The sequence below is a fragment of the Chondromyces crocatus genome (assembly GCF_001189295.1).
GTDB classification, from domain to species: domain Bacteria; phylum Myxococcota_A; class Polyangia; order Polyangiales; family Polyangiaceae; genus Chondromyces; species Chondromyces crocatus.
In genome coordinates this window covers 9,533,233-9,553,124 of the sequence record NZ_CP012159.1, presented here as the reverse complement: position 1 = coordinate 9,553,124, position 19,892 = coordinate 9,533,233, and the positions used below count along the sequence as shown (strand labels likewise).

The following is a 19,892-nucleotide window of genomic DNA, read 5'->3' as shown; positions in this document are numbered from 1 at the left end:
CGCGGACCCGAGCCTCCAGCGATGAGCGGAGGCGTGGCGGGAGCGCCGTTCGCGCGTTGCGAGCGCGCTCCGCTCGGTGTGGGCTTCACCCGCCAGAGGGCTCTTCGACCATGCCCTTGAGCTGGTCGTGGAGCTGCTCGGCCTGCGTCAGGTGATGCGCCGTCGCCCACCGGACGGCGCTGAGCTCGGCGCGGAGTGCGTCGACCGATACGGCGGCCATCAGCTCGGCGTCGATGAGGTCGAGGAGCTTGGTATGGGCTGCGATCTGCGCCTCGACGTAGGCGATGTCGTACTGCTCGGGCGTCGCCGAGCGGACCTTCCAGAACAGGATGTCGATGGCGTCGATGAACGCCTCGGTCTGCCTGCTGCTCACCACCGGGATGGCGTTCTGCTGGAACGTCATCCCTTGCAGGAAGAACGCCTGGATGTGGTGCGCGGCGAGCGCCTCGGCGAACGCGCTGGCTTCGGGGATCTGCATGTGCTGGCAGGCTTGCTGACCGTAGGTGACTTCGGCGCGGTGGAAGGTCCACAGGACGCTGGCGATCTCGCCGTCCGACGCGATGACGGCGCCCGGCTCGTTCTCGACGGGGACGCTGTCCGGTGAACCCTCCAGCGCAGCGTCCTCACCGTCTTGCAGGGAGCGGACGAACCTGTCCCGCGCAACGGTCGTCGCGCTGGCGGCATCCGCGGCCTTCCTCGGCGCGCTGTCGTCGCCGTGGGGCGAGAGCGCGCTGCGCTGCTCCTCGGGGCCCGCTTGCGTGGCCTGCTCTCCAGGCAGCGCGGTGTCTTCACCTGCTCCCTCGCTGTCGCCCACGCACCCGAGTGGCGCGAGGAGACCGAGGATGGCCGTGAACGTGAGCGCGCCGAGTCGCTGATGGGTGCCGAGACGCAACATGGATCCCCTCCTGCTGGTGTGTCGCTGGTCTGGTGTGGTGGCGCCGCCGTCAGAGGGCGGGGCGCGGAGCGACGGATCGCGGTGCGCTGCCCTCTGCGTCGACACTTGCCCAGGACAAAGCAACCGGCGCTCCAACCGCCGAGGACCGAGACTGCACGCACGTCTGAGCCGAACCCGTCAGCGCGGTCGGGGTCGTCCGGCGTGCGTGTGAAGCACCTGCCCTGAGGTGGGCTACTTGCGCTGGAGGAACTGGTCGAGGGCGTGGCGGTGATCCGCACCGCCCCAGCGCTGCGTGAAGGCGTCTCGCTCGATCTCTCGGCCGCGTCCGCGCGCCTCTTCGCGCACCTTGCGGAGAGCGTGCTTCAAGGCGGCGACGCTGCTGCGGGGGGCCCTGGAGAGTTCTTCCGCGAGGGCCAGCGCCTTGGCGCGTGAGCTTGCGCGAGGGACGACCTCGTTGACCAGCCCGATCCGGAAGGCCTCCGCGGCGCCGATGCGCTCGGCGGTGAGCAGGAGGCGCGAGGCGTGGAGCGGCCCGACCCGCTCGACCAGGCGAGGGAGGCCACCCCACGCGGGCGACAACCCCATCCGCGCGTGCCGGAACGCCAGGGTGGCCTGTTCCTCGACGAGCACGAAATCGCAGAGCAGGAGCAGCTCGCAGCCACCGCCGAAGACGTCGCCATGCACCGCTGCGATGATCGGGACGTCTCCCTCTTCGAGGGCGACGAGATCCTGGAACACGTCGAGGATCGCCGAGCCCGGGGCCCCGTCCTGCGTGAGCTGTGCGATCTCCCGGATGTCCCCGCCAGCAGTGAACACACCGTCCCCGGCCGCCGTGAGCACGATGGCGCGCACGCTGGCGTCGTTCGAGGCCTTCCGGACGGCTTCGCCGAGCGCTCGGGCCAGGGTCCGGTCGATGGCGTTGCGTCGCTCCGGTCGGTCGAGGGTCAGGACGACGACGCTCCCGGACGGTTCGACCTTCAGCATCAGGAGGCGGCTCTGCCTGCGCGTGACGAGCCGTTGGTCATGGCGGCGCCCTTGCGCCGCGCGGTGCGCACCTCGGGCGAGGTGGCCAGCGCGATCCGACGGGGCATCCGCTCCTCGTGGATGACGCCGTTGAGGCGGGCCTCGACGAGCTTGCGGCTGATGCGGCCGTGCGTCGCGGCGTAGGTCTCGGCGTACGAGATGATCGCGCCGGCGACGTCGATGCCGGTGGTGCGCTCCACGCCTTCCAGGCCAGGAGAGCTGTTGATTTCGAGGATCTTCGGGCCCGACTTGGATTCGAGCATGTCGACGCCGGCGACCTCGAGGCCCATGGCCTTCGCAGCGCGGATGGCGACGCTGCGGTAGGTGCGCGGGAGGCGGACGCCATCGCCCGTTCCACCGCGGTGCAGGTTCGACCGGAACTCGCCGGGCTTGGCGACCCGGCGCATGCACGCGATCACGCGCCCGCCGACCACGATGACGCGGAGGTCGCGTCCCTTGGACTCGCGCACGTACTCCTGGAGCACGATGTCCTGGCCCATGGCCCAGAAGGTTTCGAGGAGCGAGTGCACCGCCTGAGGGGTCTCGGCGATCATCGTCCCGATGCCTTGCGTTCCTTGCTGGAGCTTGATGATCGCCGGGCAGCCGCCCACCAGGCCGAGCGCTGCCTCGACGCCCGCCGGGCTGCGCGCGCAGACGGTGGTGGGCACCTCGAGCTTGCGTCGGGTGAGGAGCTGCAAGGCACGGAGCTTGTCGCGGCTTCGCGCGATGGAGACCGCGCCGTTCAGCACGGGGACGCCCATGAGGTCGAACTGGCGCACCACGGCGAGGCCGTAGTTGGTGATGCTCGCGCCGATGCGAGGGATGACGATGTCGAAGCGCGGGACGGCCGCGCCGCCGACGAGCACCGAGGGGCCGCCCCGAGAGACGACGATCTGGAAGTCGAGCGGATCGATGATGCTCACATCATGACCACGCGCGCGCGCCGCGAGCACGATCCGGCTCGTCGAGTAGAGAGACGCGTTGCGCGACAGCACGAGGACTCGCATGGGACGCCGAGGCTAGCAGAGGGGGCACGCCGGGGGCATAGACGCTCGGTGACGCATCCCGAGGGAGCAGGGTCGACCGCGTGGAACCCCGGGAGTTGCCCTCCGTTCGGCGGCCTGCCTCTTGCGCCCGAGAATATTTCGTGTACGAATCACCTCCGTTGCGCGGCCCCTCAAGGCCCGACTCCAGCGCGGGGAGGCTTTCTCGGCCCTCGGCATGACGCGGCAACGCGCGTGCGGGCGAGCGTGGAGGAGAGCCCCCGGGCCCCAAGGAGGCGAGGGAGCATGTGGCAGCCGTTCAGCGAGGAACACGAGCAGTTCAGGAAGACCGTCCGAGCCTTCGCAGAGAAGGAGCTCGCACCGCACGCCGAGGAGTGGGAGGAATCCGAGTGCTTCCCGAACTCGGTCTTCAAGCGGGCCGGTGAACTGGGCATCCTCGGGGCGCATTACGCCGAGGAGAACGGCGGCGCGGGCGGGGATTACTGGTACTCCGTCGCGAAGGCCGAGGAGCTGGTCCACTCCAACTCGGCCGGCGTGTCCATGGGCCTGCTCGTGCAGAGTGACATGGCCACCCCGGTGATCAGCGACATCGGGACCCGGGAGCAGATCGAGGAGTTCCTCAAGCCGGCGCTCGCGGGCGACAAGATCGCCTCGCTCGGGGTCTCCGAGCCGGCCGCCGGAAGCGACGTCGCCGGCATCCTCACCGTCGCCCGCAAGGACGGCGACGACTACCTGATCAGCGGGCAGAAGACGTTCATCACCAACGGCACGCGGGCCGACTTCGTGACGCTGCTCGCGAAGACGTCGCCGGACAAGGGCGCGCACGGGTGTTCGTTCTTCCTCGTCCCCACCAACCTGCCGGGCTTTCAGGTCTCGAAGAAGCTCAAGAAGATCGGCAACAAGGCGTCCGACACGGCGGAGCTGTTCCTGGAGGACGTGCGGGTGCCGAAGCGCTACCTGCTCGGCGAGCAGGATCAGGGGTTCATGTACCTGATGCAGAACTTCCAGACCGAACGCTTGATCGCCGCGGTCGGGGCCGTCGCTGGCGCGTTCAAGGCGCTCGACTACTCGGTGAACTACGGGCGCGAGCGCACGGCGTTCGGCAAGCCGATCATCAAGCGCGAGGTGTGGCAGCACAAGTTCGTCGAGCTGTACACGCGGTGCGAGGCTGCGCGGGCGTTCGTCTACAAGTGCGTCGATCTCTACAACGACGAGCGCTACGTGAAGAACGTGCCCCTCGGCCTCGAAGCGGTGAAGCTCATCTCGATGGCCAAGATCCTGGCCGGTGACGTGGCCAGCGACGTGATGGACACGTGCCTGCAGTTCCACGGCGGCTGGGGCTACATCGAGGAGTACCCCATCGCGCGCGCCTGGCGGGACCAGCGCCTCCTGCGCATCGGCGGCGGGACCACGGAGACGATGAAGTACTACGTGGCCAAGCTCATGGGTCTGTGAGTCCAGAGGGGCCCCTCGTGGGGTGGGTCACAGCGCTGGCAGGCGCGGGGCAGCGGGGAGGTGCGGCCGCTGCCTCCAGGGCGGAGTGACCTGGCCAGGAGGCGTGCCCTGGTCAGGGCCGTGATCTGGCGGACCTCTGAGGGGCGGTGAGACCCGCCGATGCAGCGCCGCGGAAGCGAGACTTTGGCGGGTTTCGTGGGGGAATCGTCGAGGCGATGTCGATTGTGTAAAAAATAGAGAGACAAACCGGGCGAGAGACTATAGATATCCCGCCCGCAATCGACGGGGCTGTAGCTCAGCTGGGAGAGCGCCTGACTGGCAGTCAGGAGGTCAGGGGTTCGATCCCCCTCAGCTCCACAACGTCACTGTTGTGGATCCTTTCACCAGAGCACGACGAGGTGTTCCTCACTTCGCGGGCCGGTGGATCCATCGTGAAACGAAGAAATGAACGCTGCTTCGAGCAAGGTCTCCCGACCTGCTGCGCGGCGTCATGACGAGTCCTCGCGCTGCCGGGATTGGGGCTTGTCGGTGCTTCCCGGATCAGTGATTCTGGGGGCGCGATGAAGAACGCTCCCCTCGGACACTGGCTCGCGACGGTGGTGCCTGTCAGGCGTGTGGTGACGCTCGCGGTCGCGGGCGTGTTGCTCATGGGGGCCTCTGGCTGCATGACACCCGTGGCGCCTTACGAGCGGGCCAAGCTCGCCCATCCCACGATGTCCGCCGCGGAGCAGACGGGGCATGGGGAAGCTCATCTCCGGGCGATCACCGAGGGCGCGATCGGCGGCAGTGCAGGGGCCGGGAGCGGTTGCGGCTGCAACTGACGAGCTGACCGAAAAAGCGCCGCACGTGCCTCTTGGCCAGGGAGGGCAAGTAAGGAACCCTCTCGCGCGGAGGGGAGCGCGCGTCCCGGTCGTGGGCCGCGCTCGCTGGCATCTCGAACCCACCCGCGGCAGTCTGGGGGGATGCAGCCGCGTGAAGAGCTCTCCTTGCTTCTCCGTCCCGCAGCAGGGGGACTGTACGTCGTCTCGACGGGCCGAGCCGAGCAGCTCGCCATCCAGCGCAAGATCTATGGCGCGGCGGATGAAGCCGAGGTTCAGCGCCGCTGGTGCGAGACGTTGGAGCGCATCGGCGAGGCGCGGGCGATCGTGCTCGGCGTCCCTTCGGATGTAGGGGCTGGCTACCGCCGAGGGGCCAACCTCGCTCCCCAGGCCATCCGGACGACGCTGCTCCAATCCCACCCGGACTACCCAGCGTGGGCCGAAGCGAACCGGGTCGTGGACATCGGGGATGTCTTCGTCGTTCCCCAGCTCCTTCATGACGACATGCTCTCCGAGCAGCAGAAGGCGGCGACCCGGCGGGCGCTGTACCCGGATCTGTCACCCGAGGCGGCGTCGGCCTTGCCGGTCTCGCCGCTCTCGATCACGGAGCGGGCGCTGGATCTGGTCTTCCAGCTCAACCCGGCCGCGGCGCCGATCGTGCTCGGTGGGGATCACTCGACGGCCTTGCCGGTCGCGCGTGCGCTGGCGCGAGCGCGGCGCGAGCCCTGGGGCATCGTGCAGCCGGACGCGCACACCGACTTGCTGGAGGAGCGGCTCGGGATCCGGGACTGCTTCGCCACGTGGTCCTACCACGCCAACGAGCTGCTCGGCCGCGGTGGGAAGCTGACCCAGGTGGGGACGCGCGCGTCGCGTCACGGGCGCGAGCACTGGGAGTCCCGCTACGATGTGCGGCAGTTCTGGGCGTCGGAGTGCATGGCCGATCCTGCGGCGGCGCTCGATGCGATCCTGGCACATGTGAAAAGCACGGGGGTGCGCGGGGTCTACTTCTCGAACGACATCGATGGGACGGATGAATCCTTTGCGGATGCGACCGGCACGCCGGAACCGGATGGGCTGACGCCGGAGTTCGTCGACGAGCTGATCCGGCGCCTGGGGCGTGAGGTGGGCATGATCGGCGGCGACATCATGGAAGTGGCGCCGATGCTGGGGCAGACGCCGGAGAGTCGGCAGGGGACGCTCGCGCTCGCGGTGCGCTACCTGAAGACGACGATCGAGGCGGTGGTGGGCGAGGCGATGGGGTGAGCGAGCGCGTGAGCGGCGGCGTCGGTGCGGTGGCTGCGGGCTGTGATGGCGCAGGCGCCGCAGGGAGAGGGGCCGAGGCCGCGGGAGGGAGGGGTCAGGTGCCGCGGGGAGAGGGGCCCGTGGCTGCGGGGAGCGAGGAGTCGCTGGACCAGTCGCTCCAGGAGCCTTCGTAGAGCACGGCGTCCTCGCGCCCCAGCAGGGCGAGGGCGAGCAGGTCGTGGCACGCGGTGACGCCGGAGCCGCAGTAGCAAACGATCGTGGGTGCATCGAGTGCGCCCGTCGCGCGGTGGACCGCCTCCAGGCGGCCTCGATCGAGGAACGTGCCGCCCGGGGCCACGAGGTTTTCGGTGAAGGGGGCGGAGTGCGCGCCCGGGATGTGACCCGGGCGGGGATCGATCGGCTCGATGCGGCCCTCGTAGCGTTCGGTGGCGCGGGCATCCAGAAGCACGGCGGTGGGATCGTGGCGGAGTCGATCGACCGTCGCTCGGTCGGCGAGGGGAGCGCCACCTCCCTGGAGGGGGAGGAGGGGCGTGGGAGCGAGGGTCGGCACGTCGGTGGAGAGGGCGTGGCCGGCCGCGAGCCAGGCCTGGAGGCCGCCGTCGAGCACGCGACCCATGTCCCCGAAGCCGAAGTACCGCAGCAGCCACCAGAGGCGTGCTGCCATCGCACCTCCGGCGTCGTCGTAGGCGACGATCGTCATGCCTGGGGTGACGCCCAGCGTCGAGAGGACCTGGGCGAAGGCGTCGGCGCGCGGCAACGGGTGGCGACCCGGGCCTGTGCCCCGGGGGCTCGCGAGGTGGGCGTCGACGTCGAGATGAACGGCGCCAGGGAGGTGCCCACGGCGGTACTCCTCGGCGCCGGTCTTCCCTCCACCGAGGTACCAGCGGCAGTCCACCAGGCGCACCGCCGGGTCGCCGAGGTTTCCCGCGAGCCACGAGACGTCGACCAGAGGGCCCGGAGGCGAGGCGTGGGACATCGTCGTCAATCCTGGGTGTGCTCCTCCTCCCGGATCGGGGGGCGGAGGACGGAAGGAGGGAACCACTCGAAGAAGCGATGAATGTACTGGCGCCGCTCGGGCTCCATGTACTCGAACACGCCGCCGCGGTCGTTGATCTCCCAGAACTCGTTGCTGGTAACGGCGAGCATCTCGGAGCGGATGGAGCGCAAGCGGTCGGGTCGTTCGTCGCGCATGTCCCGGTAGATCTTGCGTGCGAGCGAGGACTCTCCCTTCTGGAGGTAGTACGTCGCCAGCTTGACCTGCGCCTTGCGGACGCCGCGGAGCGAGGACTCCTGCTGCTCGACCTCGGCCTCTTTGTCGACTTCCAGGAAGATGCGGAGCAGCTCGTCGCGCGCCGGGCTCTTGAGGAGGTAGGCGACCTCGTTCACCTCGCAGAGGTCGAAGGCGACCGTCTCCGTGAGGAACGAGAGGCCGATCGGCTGGGCCATCTGCGCGTAGTATTTGAAGTGCTGGGCGATGGCGACGACCTCTTTGCTCCAGCCCGATTTGAGGAGTTCCTCGGCCAGGTAGCGGTACTGGTTGAGGACGTTGTAGGCCGCCGCGACGTCCTTCGTGTTCAGGGCGCGGCGCATGTAGGTGTTGAAGAACTTCACCACCACCTGCAGGGCGTCGCGGTCGCCGGCGCCGATCGCGGCCTGCCCGATGTACCGGGTGTCGATGGCGACCCGGGTGATGAGGTCGGGCATGGTGGCGAGCGACTCCCGGTACACGAGGAGGAGCTGCCGGAGCGCCTTGTATTCGAGCCAGGTGCGCGTGTTCGAGATCTTGTTCAGCGCCTCGGCGTTCATGCTCACGAAGTCGGCGTCCCGGGCCAGCTCTCCCTGGATCTGGAACCAGCGCGGATCGAGGTCGGCTTTGTGAGGCACGTACGCGACCACCATCTGGCCGATGGAGTCGACGGTCTTCGAGGCGATGCCCTTGTCCTTTTGCTCGATCGCGTTGAGCGCGATGTCGGCGAGCTGCTCCAGGGACGAGAGGGCGAGCATGCGGCGCTCGTCCACGGAACGGTCGTCTTCCTGGCCGAGGCGGCGGTTCTGGAGCGCGCGGGCGACGGCGCCGGCCTTGATGCGCCCGACGACGTTGTCGGGCTCCAGGAAGTCGAAGACGTAGGCGAAGTAGGGCGCCATCATGAGGAGGCTCATGCTGAGCAGCGCCATGGTGGCGAGGACGCCGTAGTAAGGGACGAACGGCTGGCTCATGCCGTTCGATTCGCCTTCTCGGATCGAGAAGTTCACCCAGAGGGAGAAGACGGCGCTCAGCACGAAGAACGCCATCACCGCGAGGTTGGTCCGATCGCGGACGAACATGTCCGTGATGCGCGGGGTGTAGCGGTTCGCTGCGAGCTGGACGACGATGGAGGCGACGGTGATGACGATGCCGAGGATGGCGGCGATCACCTCGCCGACGCCGCCCATGATCTGTCCGGCCTCTGCGGCCGAGATGTGGGTGAGGATCTGGGTGAGGGTGAGGCCGTGGTTCTCGGGGCGGAGGAGGTCGAGTTTGTGGACGAGGAAGACGGCGGCGAAGCTCAGCCCACCCAGGAAGGAGAGGGGGTAGAGCCAGATCCGTCGCACCATGTTCCAGCGACGGCGGGCCTGGCTGACCTCTCTGACCGTCGCAGCCCGAGCGCGAATCGAGAGGCTGGGGCCTCGCTCCATACGCTCGCTTTACCAGCCGGAGAGCCGCAGGGCTCTCGAGTTCAAGGGGGAGGGCCGGCGCTCACTTTTTCTCGGACGACCCATCGAGATCTTCGGCGAGGTAGCTGAGGATCACCTCATCGAGCGACTTCTCACTGATCAGGTCCTCCCCGAAAATGGATGCGCCTTCGCTGGGCCTGGTGGTCGCGAAGATGCTGGCGGGGCGCGGGGGAGCGTAACGGCCTGCGCCGCCGCGGGGGGCGTCGACGGAGGGCGGAGGAGCAGGCGGCTCGGGTGGGGTGATGGCGCTGTACGTGCCAGCGCTCGACCCAGGGCGGCGACCGATGACCGACGCGGGAGGGGGAGGGAGGTCCTGGATCTGCTGCTGGAACCCGGTCTGGGCTTCGGAGGCGGCCCGTTCGAGGATGTCGAGATCGAGATCGATCCCGGGTTCCTCGGGAGCGTTGCCTCGGCCGAGCCTGCCGGAGGGCGCGCTCGCCGCCGGTGTCGCCGTGCTGTGCGGCGAGACCGCGGGCGTTCGTGTCGATCCGGGGCCGCCAGAGGACGGCCTGGGGCCGAGGTTGTGCAAGGCGGCTGCGTCGAGTTCGATGCGAGGGCGTGAACTCGTGCGCCTCGACGGCGGCACGTTCTCGACCGTCACACCGGCCGGAGCCCCTCGGCTCACGTCTGCCGCTGCGCCTTGCAAGGGGGGGCGAGGAGCGGCTGGCGGGGGAGTCACACCGGCCGGAGCGGGGCTGGGCGGTGTGCGCGCTGCTGGCGCGGCTGCGGCCGGGGGAGCTTCGAGGCGCGCGGAAGAGGAAGAGAATGCGGCCGGCGGGGGGGAGCCCGCCGAGGCGCCGGGCGTCGGAGCGGGCGGCGCAGCAGGCGGGGCAGGTCGCGCTGGCGCTGCCGCTGGCTGCGGATCCGCCTTGGGAGCCTCGTCGGGCTTCGGGGCGGAGTCGTCGAAGAGGTAGTTGAAGTGACCTTCGCGCAGGGCGATGAACATCGCCTTGTGCTGCTCTTTCATCATCTCCCGGACCGTCTCCGCCATCGTCGGGGTCCCGACGTGCTCGGCGTAGGAGGTCTTCGTCGTCTTGAGGATCCTTCCTCCGTCGGCGAAGAGGTGGGTGATGATGTGAGGATGTCGGATCCCCGAATCCTCCGTCTGGATATGGAACATCCGCCCCTTGTGCCGGACGTTGTTGTTGAAGCCGAGCAAAGGGGACGGGGCTTTCACGGCTGACGGTCCAGGCAGATGAAATTGGGATCGAACGCGAATGCGCCCGTTCTGAAGTACCCTATCATAGCTCCGACCTGGCGCGTACGGATCCGCCGATCGACTCGGGAAGATCCGAATCGGAGGTCCCCTGCACGTTCGCCGGAGCCCGAGAAGGATGGGATAATTCCCGACAAGGGCGGACCTGAGTTCACGTCACCTGAGCCCGTTTTCCCGGTGTTCTGGTGGAAATTCAAGGAAGGCAGCGCTCCAGATCGTCGGCGCTGTTGGCCCTGAGCCCGCAGGTGACCTCTTCCCGTGTGAGTTCGCTCTGACATCGTGGGAACCCCTGCTCGCTCACCACGGCGCTGGCTGCAGCGCGCCGCTCGGTGACGATCGCTGCGAAGCGCGAGGGGGTCGCGTCGACCGCATGAGCGACCAGCTCCACGTAGCGGTCGAGGAGCGTCAGGCACTCTTCGCTGGTGGGCCGCTCGGCCATGACGCGCATCAAGGGGCGCGACGCCACGGCCCCTCCGATGAGGACCATCACCGCGAGCGCGGCCAGGGAGTCCGCGCCCCGCACAGGCTTCATCGCAGGCAATGGTCGACCTCATCGGCGTTGTTCGCTTTGCCCACGCAAGCGACCGCCTTGTCCGTGATCCGCCGTCCGACGCAGCGGCTGATGAGCGCCTCGCCGCGGGCTTCGCGCACGGTCGCCGTTCGCTCCGCGACGATCTTCGGATCGGTGATGTTCTGGTCGCGCAGTTCGAGTTCGACGGTGCGCTGGAAGATGGCTTCGCACTCGTCTCGGGTGGCGGGGTGACCGCATCCGGTCGACGCCGAGACCAGAAGGGCTACCAGGGACGAGAGCGCCGGGGTCGAGAGGGCGCGGACAGTGGGCCAGCGGCGTGATGACCGCGCTCGGGCACGCATGGTCGCGACGTATGACGCTGGGCGGCCGACGCTGCAACCCCTGACGCCATGCGTTGCGTTTCCGGATGGCGCGCAGCGCTCGGAAGTCGCCCGGTCACCGGTCCGCCGGAGAGCACGAAACCCATGATTCCAGGCCTCGGAGCCGCTGGGAGTGATGGAACACCTGGACGGCCACTGCTAGAGTGGGCTTCGTGGGCAGGAGGGACGAGCGTGGCGACGACACCGCAGCGCTGGCGAATGTGAGCCGCGCGCGGGAGCCTCGTGTCGCTTCCTCGACCACCAAGGCGACGAGGGAAGAGCGTCGTGGAGCGGCGCGTGACGAGCGACGCCGAACAGAGGCCCCCGGGAGGAGCAAGGAGAGGGCGAAGACTCCCTCCAAGCGCCTGGTCGCTCCCAGCGCCGAAGAGATGCTCCGGCGCGCCCTCCTGGCGCCTACCCCTCGCTCTCGCGCCCTCTGGGCGCGGCGCGGTCTGTCGCTGCGCTGCCCGCTCGATGCGAGCACGCAGGCCATGCTGCTGCGCCAGCTCTACCTCGCCTATTACGAAGAGCGGCGCTTCGAGCGAGCGGCCGAAGTCGCCGCTCAGACGGTGGAACTCGGGGTGCTGCTCGACGTCGCGCATCAAGACGTGGCGCGTGCCCTCCAGGCGCTCGGCGACATCGAGGGAGCCCTCGGGCACCTGCGTCTGGCCGTGAGAACAGGGCCGCCGAGCCGCAGGGCGTTCCACTACTGGACGCTGGGGAGCGCGCTTCACCTCGATCGCCGCTATGACGAAGCCATCGCCGCGCTGACGAGGGCCATCCGGTGGGGGACCACGGACAAGGCGCTTTACCTCGGCCACGTCGCTGCCATTCAGTGCGAACGCGGGAAGCGGGTGCGGAACCTCAGAGCGCTGATCACGCAGCTCGCAGAGGTCCCTGCTGGCCACGGATACGGTCGCTTCGTCCTGGGACTCCTCGCGTTCCATGACAAGCAGTGGACCGAGGCCAGGGAGTATCTGGAGGCGTTCATCCAGCGAAGCACGACGGGCCGCATGGCGCTCGCCATCGCACTCGAAGGCGAGGTTGCGCGAGCGCGGGAGACACTGGCGCTCCTCCCCAAGGATGGAGAGCCCGTCCCCGCGAGTCACCGGTAGCCGCCTCGTCCCGGGGCCGCGTATTCTCCTGGGGTGAGCGAGGCGACCGGGGGACGACCTCGGTCGGACTCCTGGGCGGGTTGCCTCTCATGTTCCTTCACCTCCACGCGCTGCTCATGGCGATCCTGCTGCTCACGGGGTGCAGCGATCCCCCCGAGCGCGCCCTCGGCTCGATCGTCGTGGGTCTCACCAGCGAGCTGCAGCTCGGTGTGGACCTCGCCGAGCTGCACGTCGTCCTGCGCGCCGACGGTGAGATTCTACGGGAGCATCGCTTCACCAGCGCCGGTCCTGGGCCCGTGCTCCCCGCGGAGCTGCGGTTCGACGAGCTGGAGAGCGGCACCCGTGTGGAGGTCGAGATCGAGGCGTTTCGGCCTGCCGATGACCGGCAACCGCTCCTCGTCCGCTCTGCTGTCACCGAGGTGCTTGCCAGCAAGACGCTGTTGCTTCGTGTGCGCCTCGAGCGCGCCTGCGTGATCCCTCCCGGCGGTGAGCGCTGTGGTGACGGAGCGACCTGCGTCGGCGGGACCTGTGTCGACCCTCGCGTCGACCCCGCGACCCTCGAAGACTACGCGCCGAGCTGGTCGACCGGAGCCTCCGATGCCTGCAAACCTGCCTCTGGCGGTGCGCCCGAGGTCATCGTCGGCAAGGGACAAGGGGACTATCTCCCGCTGGCCGATCTGGAAGAACTCCAGGTCGAAGCTGGCCCGCAAGGGGGGCACCACATCTGGATCGCGATCCGCGTGAAGAACCTTCGCCGTGCGGGATCCATCACCTCCGTCCGCGGCCACGTCCCCGAGCTGAACCACGACATCCGTCCCTTCAATGTGATCTTCAGCCTCGATCCGGAAGAAGGGGGGTACTGCAGCTTGCATGGGCTGCGCTTCCAGGTCGACAGTGACATCAGCATCCAGGAGCTGCTCGGAAAGGTCGTGAACGTCTCCGTCTCGGTGACGGACGCCGATGGCGCGGTGGGCGTAGGAGAGCGGCAGGTCAGGCTGGCGCAGACGATCCTGTGACGGCATGAGGGGGCCCAGGCGCGGCTCACGGCTCATGGGTGCGCTGACGACTGAACCAGCCGTCCGTGAGGACGTCGAGCGCAGCTTCCGCCTCGATCGCAGCGAGTGTCGCGTCGAGGTGCTCCGGAGAGGTGCCGAGCGAGCTTGCGACGCGAGTTCGAGCGCGCTGCCAGGTGAACAGAAGGTCGAGCACGCGCTCGATGAGCTTCCTTTGACTCTCGGCGCGCTCCCGGCGCAGCCGCTCCAGGGCGACCTCGTCGTCCGAGAACACCACGCGATCCAGCCGCCACATGGCCCGCGCTTCGAGCCAGAAGCTGGCGCCGCCTCGCGCCGTCATGCGCTCTGGATCACTCGCCGTCGGTGCGAAGCGTTGCTCTTCTGCCAGCTCACGGGCCACACGGAGCCGTAGCTCAGGGAGCAGCGCGGCGGCACGAGCGCGAGCGCCGAGCGCGTCCAGAGGCCCTTCGACGTCGGAGAGGCGAGCCCGCCGAAGTGCGGCTTCCACGGTCGCGCGCGCAAGCTGTGGTGTCACCAGAGGAGGGCGGAAGCTCGTGGTCGTCACGGCGTGCTCGTGTTCGGCGCCGTCGTCCCTCTGCAGGCCTTCCAGGGTCGCCGTGGAGGCGTGGCCTTGCCGCCGTCGACGTGCGCCTGAAGGGCTGGCGGTCGGGACACGCTCGGCGATCGATGCGCCTCTCCACACCGGAGATGCGCTGCGGCCACCGAACCTGGCGAGAGGCACGCTGGCGACCAGCATCAGCTCGAGGGATCGTCCACCTCCATCGAGCCATGAACCGCTCGCCTGGAGGCCGACCGCGAGCGACCCGTGCCGGTGTACAGGGGTATCCATGGCCACCTGGCGCTCCTCGTTCTGGAGCGTCGCCGGTGACCCTGCGTCGTCGGATGGGAGCGCTGCGCGTGCTCGACCCAGGGAAAGCAGGAACGCGCCCTGGAGCGCGACGAAGAGGAGCAATGGGGGATACGAGAGGAAGAAGAATCTGGGACTCACGCCTGTCTATCGGCGGAGTCGAAGCGCCAGTTGCGCTGAAGCGGGAGCTCTAGCTCTCACGCCTGGCCGCGGACGACGGCGAGGCTGCGCGGACGAACCACGACTCGATCTGCGGTGGTTCGGCGGGTGAGGAGAGCTGGCCCGGACCTCGTCGGTGGGTGAGTTCGCTGGCGCCCCCGGGGTTCCATCGATCGACCTGGGGCCCGTGGGTGGGAAGCTCCAGCGGGCGCCGCGACAGATCACTGGCGCCACCATCCAGCGTCATGTCGGTGTCACCCAGCGACAGGGGCGAGGGCTCGCGGAACCCTGGCGCGAACCGCTCTTGCGAGGGGCGCCGTGGTTCTCCTCCCTGGTCCAGCGCATGATCTCCGGTGGGGTTGGATGTCCCGGTCTCCCGGAACGCGCGGGGCTGGCTGCTGTCTGCCAGCTCGTGCTGCCAGGAGGAGGGATCGAAGGCTTGCCTGGGGGGGGGCGCCGGCCACTCTGCAGGTCGCGCGTGATGCAGGCTGGGCATCACGCCCGGGATCGCGGGCAGGGACGCCAGCTCGTCCGACCACGGGGGCGGCTGATCGGCCGCGCCGAGAGGTCGAGGCGTTGCGATCTCCAGCCCGACGGCGAAGGGCTCGAAGCTGTCATCGGCAAACCATCCGATGCTCAACCTGACGTTCGCGCCGACCGGGATCCCACGCACGAAGCGGTCGCCGAAGAGCGCGTCGACATGGAGGTCGCGCCCTTCGACCGTCGGACCTCGCCAGGTGGGCAGGACGGCGATGAGCCGGAGGATGAGCTGCCCCCACGGCTTTCGAGCGCGTGCTCGAGCCAGCGTCGTCGGCCGGACCTCCCAGTACACGTAGAGCGTCTCGGGATCGACGGCCATGCCGACGATCTCATCGACCTCATACCGCTCCGGCAAGAACTCGTGGTCCGCGGCCGCATCCTCACGCGGCGGGGAGATTGCGCCGTCGGCCAGCGTGGAAGCTCCCGTCGCTGACGTGTCAGCTTTCTCGGCCGGCGTCCTCGGGGAGTCTGAGCCTGCGTCGGGCTCCGTTGATTCATCGTGCGCAGTCGCCGTCGGCGCAGTCGTCGTCGGCGCAGTCGCCGTGTCGCTCGTCGTCGCCTCGGAGGCGCTCGCTGGCCGCGCTGCGGACTCCACGGAGGTGGCGGTCGCGGAGACCGCGCCGGTCTCTTGCCGAGACGACTCGGCGGGCACCGAAGCGCTCTTCGCTGGCTGGCTCGCCGTGGACGAGGACGAGGCCGCGGGCGAGCTGGCCTCCGCGTCGTCGACGGCGGGACTCTCCGCGCTCTGAGCGCGCCCCTTGGCCCCTCGCTTCCCCGGCGGAGCCCCTTCGTTTTTGGCTCCTGCCGCGGTGCTGCTCGACGACGGCGGGTCGGCTGGACGGCGGCTCCGGCGCCGCGCTTGTTCGGAAAGCTTCGCGCGGAGCTGCTTCGCCCCCTCGTGCTTCGGCTGACGCGCGAGCACCTCGTCGAGCACGGCGATGGCCCGGTCGTGATGGCCCTGCGCCGCGTAGATCTCGGCGAGCGTCAACGTGGGAAGGGGAGGGGGTGGCGGGGGCCACGGATCGGTGGTGGAGCCACGCAAGGCCCTGGCAGCTTCGGGGAGGTGGAGTCCTCGCTCGACCACCCTGGCGAGCAGATCCCGCGCGCGGCCGAGAAAGCCACGGGCCCGGGCGCGCTCTTGCTCGTTACGAACGGAGCGCGAGAGGACCTCGTCGATGAGCTCCGTCTGGGTGAGCGTGCGCGGACGGGGCACGCCCACGCGCTCGGCCTGTGCGATCAGCTCGTCCCGCGACAGCTCCTCCAGTTCACGCCGCTGCATGACCGCGGACGCTAACACACTGGCGCGGTCCCGGCGTCTCTGTCTCCCGGGCTCGACGTGGGCCAGCTCAGCGCCACGCCCCCCCGGCGGCTGGGTCGGGGGTCCACGCCTCCAGGACCTGCCGGGCCGCCGTCGCGTCCGCAGCGATCTGGGCGCGCAGCTCGTCGAGCCCGGAGAACCGCTTCTCCGGGCGCAGGCGAGCAATGAGGTGGACCCGTAGCTGGCAGCCATACAGGTCCTCGTCATGGTCGAAGAGGTGAACCTCGAGCGTTGGTGGCGCGGCGGGATCCTTGACCGTGGGTCGTCGCCCCAGGTTGGCCACCCCGCCCGCGAGGACGGCGGCATGACCGTCCGCGGAGACCCGGTCGACGAGCGTTGCGTAGACGCCGAAGGGGGGAAGCGCCTCCATCACCTCGGCCAGGTTGCAGGTCGGGAAGCCGATGGTTCGTCCACGTCGGTCTCCCTGGACGACCCGCCCTGTCACCATGTGAGGCCTGGAGAGCATCCGTGCCGCCTCGTCGAGCGCCCCCTTCGCGATCTCTTCCCGGATCCGGGTGCTGGACCAGGTCCCGCCTTCGTCGCCGACCAAGGCATGAGAATTGGCCTCGAACCCGAAGCGCTCTCCCAGCCGAGCGAGCTCCCGAAGGTCGCCGGCGCGTCGGTGACCGAAGCGGAAATTGTCGCCGACCACCACCACCGCCGCACGGAGCCGCTGAGCGAGCACGGTGCGTGCGAAATCCTCGGGGGTCAGCTTGGAGAACGCCTCGTCGAACCTCTCGACCGCGACCTGCAGCGCCGGGCTGTGCCTCTGGATGAGCTCCGTCTTTCGCGGCGATGTCGTCAGCATCGCCGGGGGGGTACGGCCGAGTGCCAGGGCGGGGTGGGGCGCGAAGGTGAGCGCCATGGGTCTCAGTCCTCGACGTTCGGCCTCGGTGACCGCGTCGGCGAACAGCGCTTGATGCCCACGATGCACGCCGTCGAAGTTGCCAATGACGACCAGGCTGCCGGTCACCACGCCCGCGCCCTCGCTCGGAATGCGCTCGGCTCCAGATGAATCCACGCGACGCTACCTAGCCTGAAGCGGCACCCGCCTCAAATCCGCCTGCGTCCGTGGCAGCCGCGTTCTTGAAAGAGGCGATCGCTCTGATGATCGACTTGACGAGCCCATGGCAGGCTGTTAGAGCCGCGCTCGCTGAACGGGGGGCTCCCGAGGCTGGAGGCGTGCCGTGTTCAAGAGGGTCGCCATCTTTTCCGGCAATGCCAACCCGGCACTTGCGCAGGAAATCTGCCAGGTTCTCGACTACCCACTCGGGAGGTCGAAGGTAAGTCGTTTCTCTGATGGCGAGACGTTCTGCGTCATCGAAGAGAACGTGCGCGGGGTGGATTGCTACGTCGTTCAACCGACTTGCTCTCCCGTCAATGACAACGTGATGGAACTTCTGATCATGGTGGATGCGCTCCGACGCGCTTCCGCCGGATCGATCACGGCGGTCATTCCGTACTACGGGTATGCGCGACAGGACCGGAAGGTCGCGCCCCGCACTCCGATCACCTCCAAGCTGGTGGCGGACCTCATCGTGGCGGCGGGCGTCAACCGCATCGTCGCGCTCGATCTGCACGCCGGTCAGATCCAGGGGTTCTTCAACATCCCCTTCGATCACCTGTTCGCGATGCCGGCGCTGCTCGATCAGCACCTGCGCGAGCAGTACAGCCGCGATGTGGTCATCGTGTCGCCGGACGCAGGTGGCGTCGAGCGGGCGCGCGCCTACTCGAAGCGCCTCGGGGGCACGCTGGCGATCATCGACAAGCGCCGCGAGAAGGCGAACGTCAGCGAGGTGATGAACATCATCGGAGACGTGGCCGGGAAGCGCTGTCTCATCCTCGATGATCTCATCGATACGGCTGGCACCCTGGTGAATGCGGCCAACGCCCTGATGAATGCGGGCGCAGTCGAGGTGGCCGCATGCGCGACCCACGCGGTCCTGTCCGGACCCGCGATCGAGCGCATCAGCGAGTCGCCGCTTACTGAAGTCGTGGTGTCGAACTCGATCCCGCTTCAGGAGGAGGCGAAGGCGGCCGGCAAGTTTCGCGTCGTCTCCGTCGCGCGCCTCCTCGCCGAGGCCATCCGCCGGATTCACCATTCCGATTCCGTTAGCTCCCTCTTTGTCTGAGAAACACCCGGGGGCGGCGGCCACGTGTCCGTGGCTTGCGACGTGCCACCTACTTCTGCTATAGCCGGCACCCCCCCGGCCCCGGGTGAACCCGAACTCCCCAGGAGAGTCTGTCGTCATGGAGATCATCAAGCTCAGCGCCACGCCCCGCGTCGAGACCGGCAAGAGTTCATCAGGCCGCCTCCGCCGCACCGGCCAGATCCCGGCCATTGCGTACGGCCGTGAGCTGGCACCCGTTCAGGTCGCCGTGTCCCCCAAGTCCCTGACGCAGATCCTCACCTCTGCGCACGGAGACAACTCGGTCGTCGAGCTCGCCGTCGAAGGCGGAGAGACCTTCACCGTCATGGTTCGGGACTACGACTACCACCCGATCTCGCGGCAGCTCATCCACGCGGACTTCATCCAGGTGAAGCTCGATCAGCCGGTGGACGTCGAGGTGCCCTTCCGTTGCGTCGGCAAGGCCAAGGGTCTCGTCTCGGGTGGCACGCTCCAGCAGATCTTCCGCACGATCCCCGTCCGGAGCCTGCCCGAGAAGATCCCGGCGTTCCTCGAGATCGACGTGAGCGATCTCGACGTCGGTGAGAGCTTGAAGGCTTCTGCGCTGAAGCTCGAGGAGGGCGTCAAGGTGCGGCTCCCCGAGGAGCAGACCATCGTCGTGCTCGCCGCGCCCGACAAGGCGGCTGCCGAGGAGGAGGCCAAGGCGGCCGCCGCCGCTCCGGCTGCTGCTGGCAAGGCTGCACCCGCGCCTGCCAAGAAGGACGAGAAGAAGAAGTAATCCCTCCCCCAGGGGAGTGGCTCACGTCTCTCTGCGATGCTTCTCGTCGTCGGTCTCGGCAATCCCGGCAAGGAATACGCATCTCACCGGCACAACGTCGGCTTCATGGCCGTCGATGCGCTGGCCGATGAGGTGCGCGCTGAGGCGTTTCGCGAGAAGTTCAGTGGCCATTACGCCAAGGCGTCCGCCCCTGGCGAGCCGCTCGTGCTGCTCAAGCCGATGACGTACATGAACGAGTCTGGCCGGTGCGTTCAGCCGGCCATGGCGTTCTTCAAGATCGAGCCGTCTCGCCTGATCGTGATCCACGACGAACTGGATCTGCCCTTCGGTTCAGTGCGTCTGAAGTTCGGAGGTGGCCACGCCGGTCACAATGGCCTTCGCTCCATCATGTCCTGCGTGGGCAGCGGAGACTTCGGCCGGATTCGCGTCGGCGTCGGCCGCCCTCCGAGCACCTTTCGTGGCCAGGTGGCCGATTACGTGCTCTCGGGCTTCGACGCGCTCGAGCGCGAGGCGCTCGCGGACTGCTTGAAGCAGACAGCACAAAGTGTGCTAGAAGTGGCGACCCGCGGCTTCAATGCCGCGATGAATGCTCGAAATACCCGGCAGAAGCCGGGAAAACAATCGCCGAAGGGCGAGGCTGCGGAGGCGACGGATGCCGCCTCCAAGTCCAGACCCGGAAGCGACTGATCCTT

19 protein-coding genes and 1 tRNA gene are annotated in these 19,892 nt (G+C 68.5%); 9 read left to right on the top strand and 11 right to left on the bottom strand.

Going from position 1 to position 19,892, the window contains the following annotated elements; genetic code table 11:
- Positions 1 to 85: 85 nt before the first annotated feature.
- The 3 genes from CMC5_RS34540 to CMC5_RS34530 all read right to left on the bottom strand — a co-directional run bounded on the left by CMC5_RS34540 (position 86) and on the right by CMC5_RS34530 (position 2,925).
- Complete coding sequence (locus CMC5_RS34540) at positions 86 to 895, bottom strand: DUF4142 domain-containing protein (RefSeq protein WP_050434385.1); 810 nt, start codon at positions 893 to 895, stop codon at positions 86 to 88.
- Between the two features lie 231 nt (positions 896 to 1,126).
- Positions 1,127 to 1,879 carry an enoyl-CoA hydratase/isomerase family protein gene (locus CMC5_RS34535; protein WP_245677999.1) on the bottom strand — a complete coding sequence of 251 codons (753 nt, stop codon included), beginning with the start codon at positions 1,877 to 1,879 and terminating at the stop codon, positions 1,127 to 1,129.
- Positions 1,879 to 2,925, bottom strand: a complete 1,047-nt coding sequence (locus CMC5_RS34530; RefSeq protein WP_050434384.1) for an ATP-grasp domain-containing protein — start codon at positions 2,923 to 2,925, stop codon at positions 1,879 to 1,881. The genes CMC5_RS34535 and CMC5_RS34530 overlap by 1 nt, the downstream gene beginning before the upstream one ends.
- 282 nt (positions 2,926 to 3,207) lie before the next feature.
- Here CMC5_RS34530 and CMC5_RS34525 point away from each other — a divergent pair, with 282 nt between their 5' ends.
- The 4 genes from CMC5_RS34525 to CMC5_RS34510 all read left to right on the top strand — a co-directional run bounded on the left by CMC5_RS34525 (position 3,208) and on the right by CMC5_RS34510 (position 6,458).
- On the top strand, positions 3,208 to 4,377 hold the full coding sequence (locus CMC5_RS34525) for an acyl-CoA dehydrogenase family protein (RefSeq protein WP_050434383.1): 1,170 nt from the start codon (positions 3,208 to 3,210) through the stop codon (positions 4,375 to 4,377).
- Between the two features lie 284 nt (positions 4,378 to 4,661).
- Positions 4,662 to 4,734, top strand: a tRNA-Ala gene (locus CMC5_RS34520).
- A gap of 203 nt (positions 4,735 to 4,937) precedes the next feature.
- On the top strand, positions 4,938 to 5,198 hold the full coding sequence (locus CMC5_RS34515) for a DUF4266 domain-containing protein (RefSeq protein WP_050434382.1): 261 nt from the start codon (positions 4,938 to 4,940) through the stop codon (positions 5,196 to 5,198).
- Positions 5,199 to 5,363: 165 nt separating this feature from the next.
- Positions 5,364 to 6,458: an arginase family protein gene (locus tag CMC5_RS34510; RefSeq protein WP_245677997.1), complete on the top strand. Its 1,095-nt coding sequence runs from the start codon at positions 5,364 to 5,366 to the stop codon at positions 6,456 to 6,458.
- A 94-nt stretch (positions 6,459 to 6,552) separates the two neighbouring features.
- Here the strand turns inward: CMC5_RS34510 and CMC5_RS34505 are convergent, their stop codons facing one another.
- The 5 genes from CMC5_RS34505 to CMC5_RS34485 form a co-directional block, all read right to left on the bottom strand.
- Positions 6,553 to 7,434, bottom strand: a complete 882-nt coding sequence (locus CMC5_RS34505; protein ID WP_050434380.1) for a sulfurtransferase — start codon at positions 7,432 to 7,434, stop codon at positions 6,553 to 6,555.
- A gap of 5 nt (positions 7,435 to 7,439) precedes the next feature.
- Positions 7,440 to 9,053 carry a DUF2254 family protein gene (locus CMC5_RS34500; protein ID WP_082363576.1) on the bottom strand — a complete coding sequence of 538 codons (1,614 nt, stop codon included), beginning with the start codon at positions 9,051 to 9,053 and terminating at the stop codon, positions 7,440 to 7,442.
- A gap of 142 nt (positions 9,054 to 9,195) precedes the next feature.
- Entirely contained in the window at positions 9,196 to 10,350 is a 1,155-nt protein-coding gene (locus CMC5_RS34495) for a RomY N-terminal domain-containing regulatory protein (RefSeq protein WP_245678631.1), read from the bottom strand.
- A gap of 232 nt (positions 10,351 to 10,582) precedes the next feature.
- On the bottom strand, positions 10,583 to 10,921 hold the full coding sequence (locus CMC5_RS34490; RefSeq protein ID WP_050434378.1) for a hypothetical protein: 339 nt from the start codon (positions 10,919 to 10,921) through the stop codon (positions 10,583 to 10,585).
- Positions 10,918 to 11,262, bottom strand: coding sequence for a hypothetical protein (locus CMC5_RS34485; protein WP_050434377.1), 345 nt, complete (start codon positions 11,260 to 11,262; stop codon positions 10,918 to 10,920). Before CMC5_RS34485 ends, CMC5_RS34490 begins: the two co-directional genes overlap by 4 nt.
- A gap of 191 nt (positions 11,263 to 11,453) precedes the next feature.
- Here CMC5_RS34485 and CMC5_RS34480 point away from each other — a divergent pair, with 191 nt between their 5' ends.
- Together CMC5_RS34480 and CMC5_RS34475 are read left to right on the top strand one after the other, a co-directional pair.
- Positions 11,454 to 12,395 carry a tetratricopeptide repeat protein gene (locus CMC5_RS34480; protein WP_245677995.1) on the top strand — a complete coding sequence of 314 codons (942 nt, stop codon included), beginning with the start codon at positions 11,454 to 11,456 and terminating at the stop codon, positions 12,393 to 12,395.
- Between the two features lie 89 nt (positions 12,396 to 12,484).
- Entirely contained in the window at positions 12,485 to 13,411 is a 927-nt protein-coding gene (locus CMC5_RS34475) for a hypothetical protein (RefSeq protein WP_050434376.1), read from the top strand.
- Positions 13,412 to 13,436: 25 nt separating this feature from the next.
- On the opposite strand, the gene CMC5_RS34470 is transcribed toward CMC5_RS34475, so the two are convergent.
- The 3 genes from CMC5_RS34470 to CMC5_RS34460 form a co-directional block, all read right to left on the bottom strand.
- The gene (locus tag CMC5_RS34470) at positions 13,437 to 14,417 is read right to left on the bottom strand and encodes a hypothetical protein (RefSeq protein WP_050434375.1); all 981 of its coding nucleotides are present in this window, start codon (positions 14,415 to 14,417) and stop codon (positions 13,437 to 13,439) included.
- A gap of 49 nt (positions 14,418 to 14,466) precedes the next feature.
- The gene (locus tag CMC5_RS34465) at positions 14,467 to 16,254 is read right to left on the bottom strand and encodes a DUF4912 domain-containing protein (protein WP_050434374.1); all 1,788 of its coding nucleotides are present in this window, start codon (positions 16,252 to 16,254) and stop codon (positions 14,467 to 14,469) included.
- 67 nt (positions 16,255 to 16,321) lie between these two features.
- Positions 16,322 to 17,314, bottom strand: a complete 993-nt coding sequence (locus CMC5_RS34460; RefSeq protein ID WP_082363057.1) for a bifunctional riboflavin kinase/FAD synthetase — start codon at positions 17,312 to 17,314, stop codon at positions 16,322 to 16,324.
- Between the two features lie 166 nt (positions 17,315 to 17,480).
- Between CMC5_RS34460 and CMC5_RS34455 the strand changes: the two genes are divergently transcribed.
- The 3 genes from CMC5_RS34455 to pth all read left to right on the top strand — a co-directional run bounded on the left by CMC5_RS34455 (position 17,481) and on the right by pth (position 19,887).
- Complete coding sequence (locus CMC5_RS34455) at positions 17,481 to 18,425, top strand: ribose-phosphate pyrophosphokinase (protein ID WP_050434373.1); 945 nt, start codon at positions 17,481 to 17,483, stop codon at positions 18,423 to 18,425.
- A 118-nt stretch (positions 18,426 to 18,543) separates the two neighbouring features.
- On the top strand, positions 18,544 to 19,200 hold the full coding sequence (locus CMC5_RS34450) for a 50S ribosomal protein L25/general stress protein Ctc (protein WP_050434372.1): 657 nt from the start codon (positions 18,544 to 18,546) through the stop codon (positions 19,198 to 19,200).
- A gap of 36 nt (positions 19,201 to 19,236) precedes the next feature.
- The gene (gene pth / locus CMC5_RS34445; protein ID WP_050434371.1) at positions 19,237 to 19,887 is read left to right on the top strand and encodes an aminoacyl-tRNA hydrolase; all 651 of its coding nucleotides are present in this window, start codon (positions 19,237 to 19,239) and stop codon (positions 19,885 to 19,887) included.
- Positions 19,888 to 19,892: the final 5 nt, after the last annotated feature.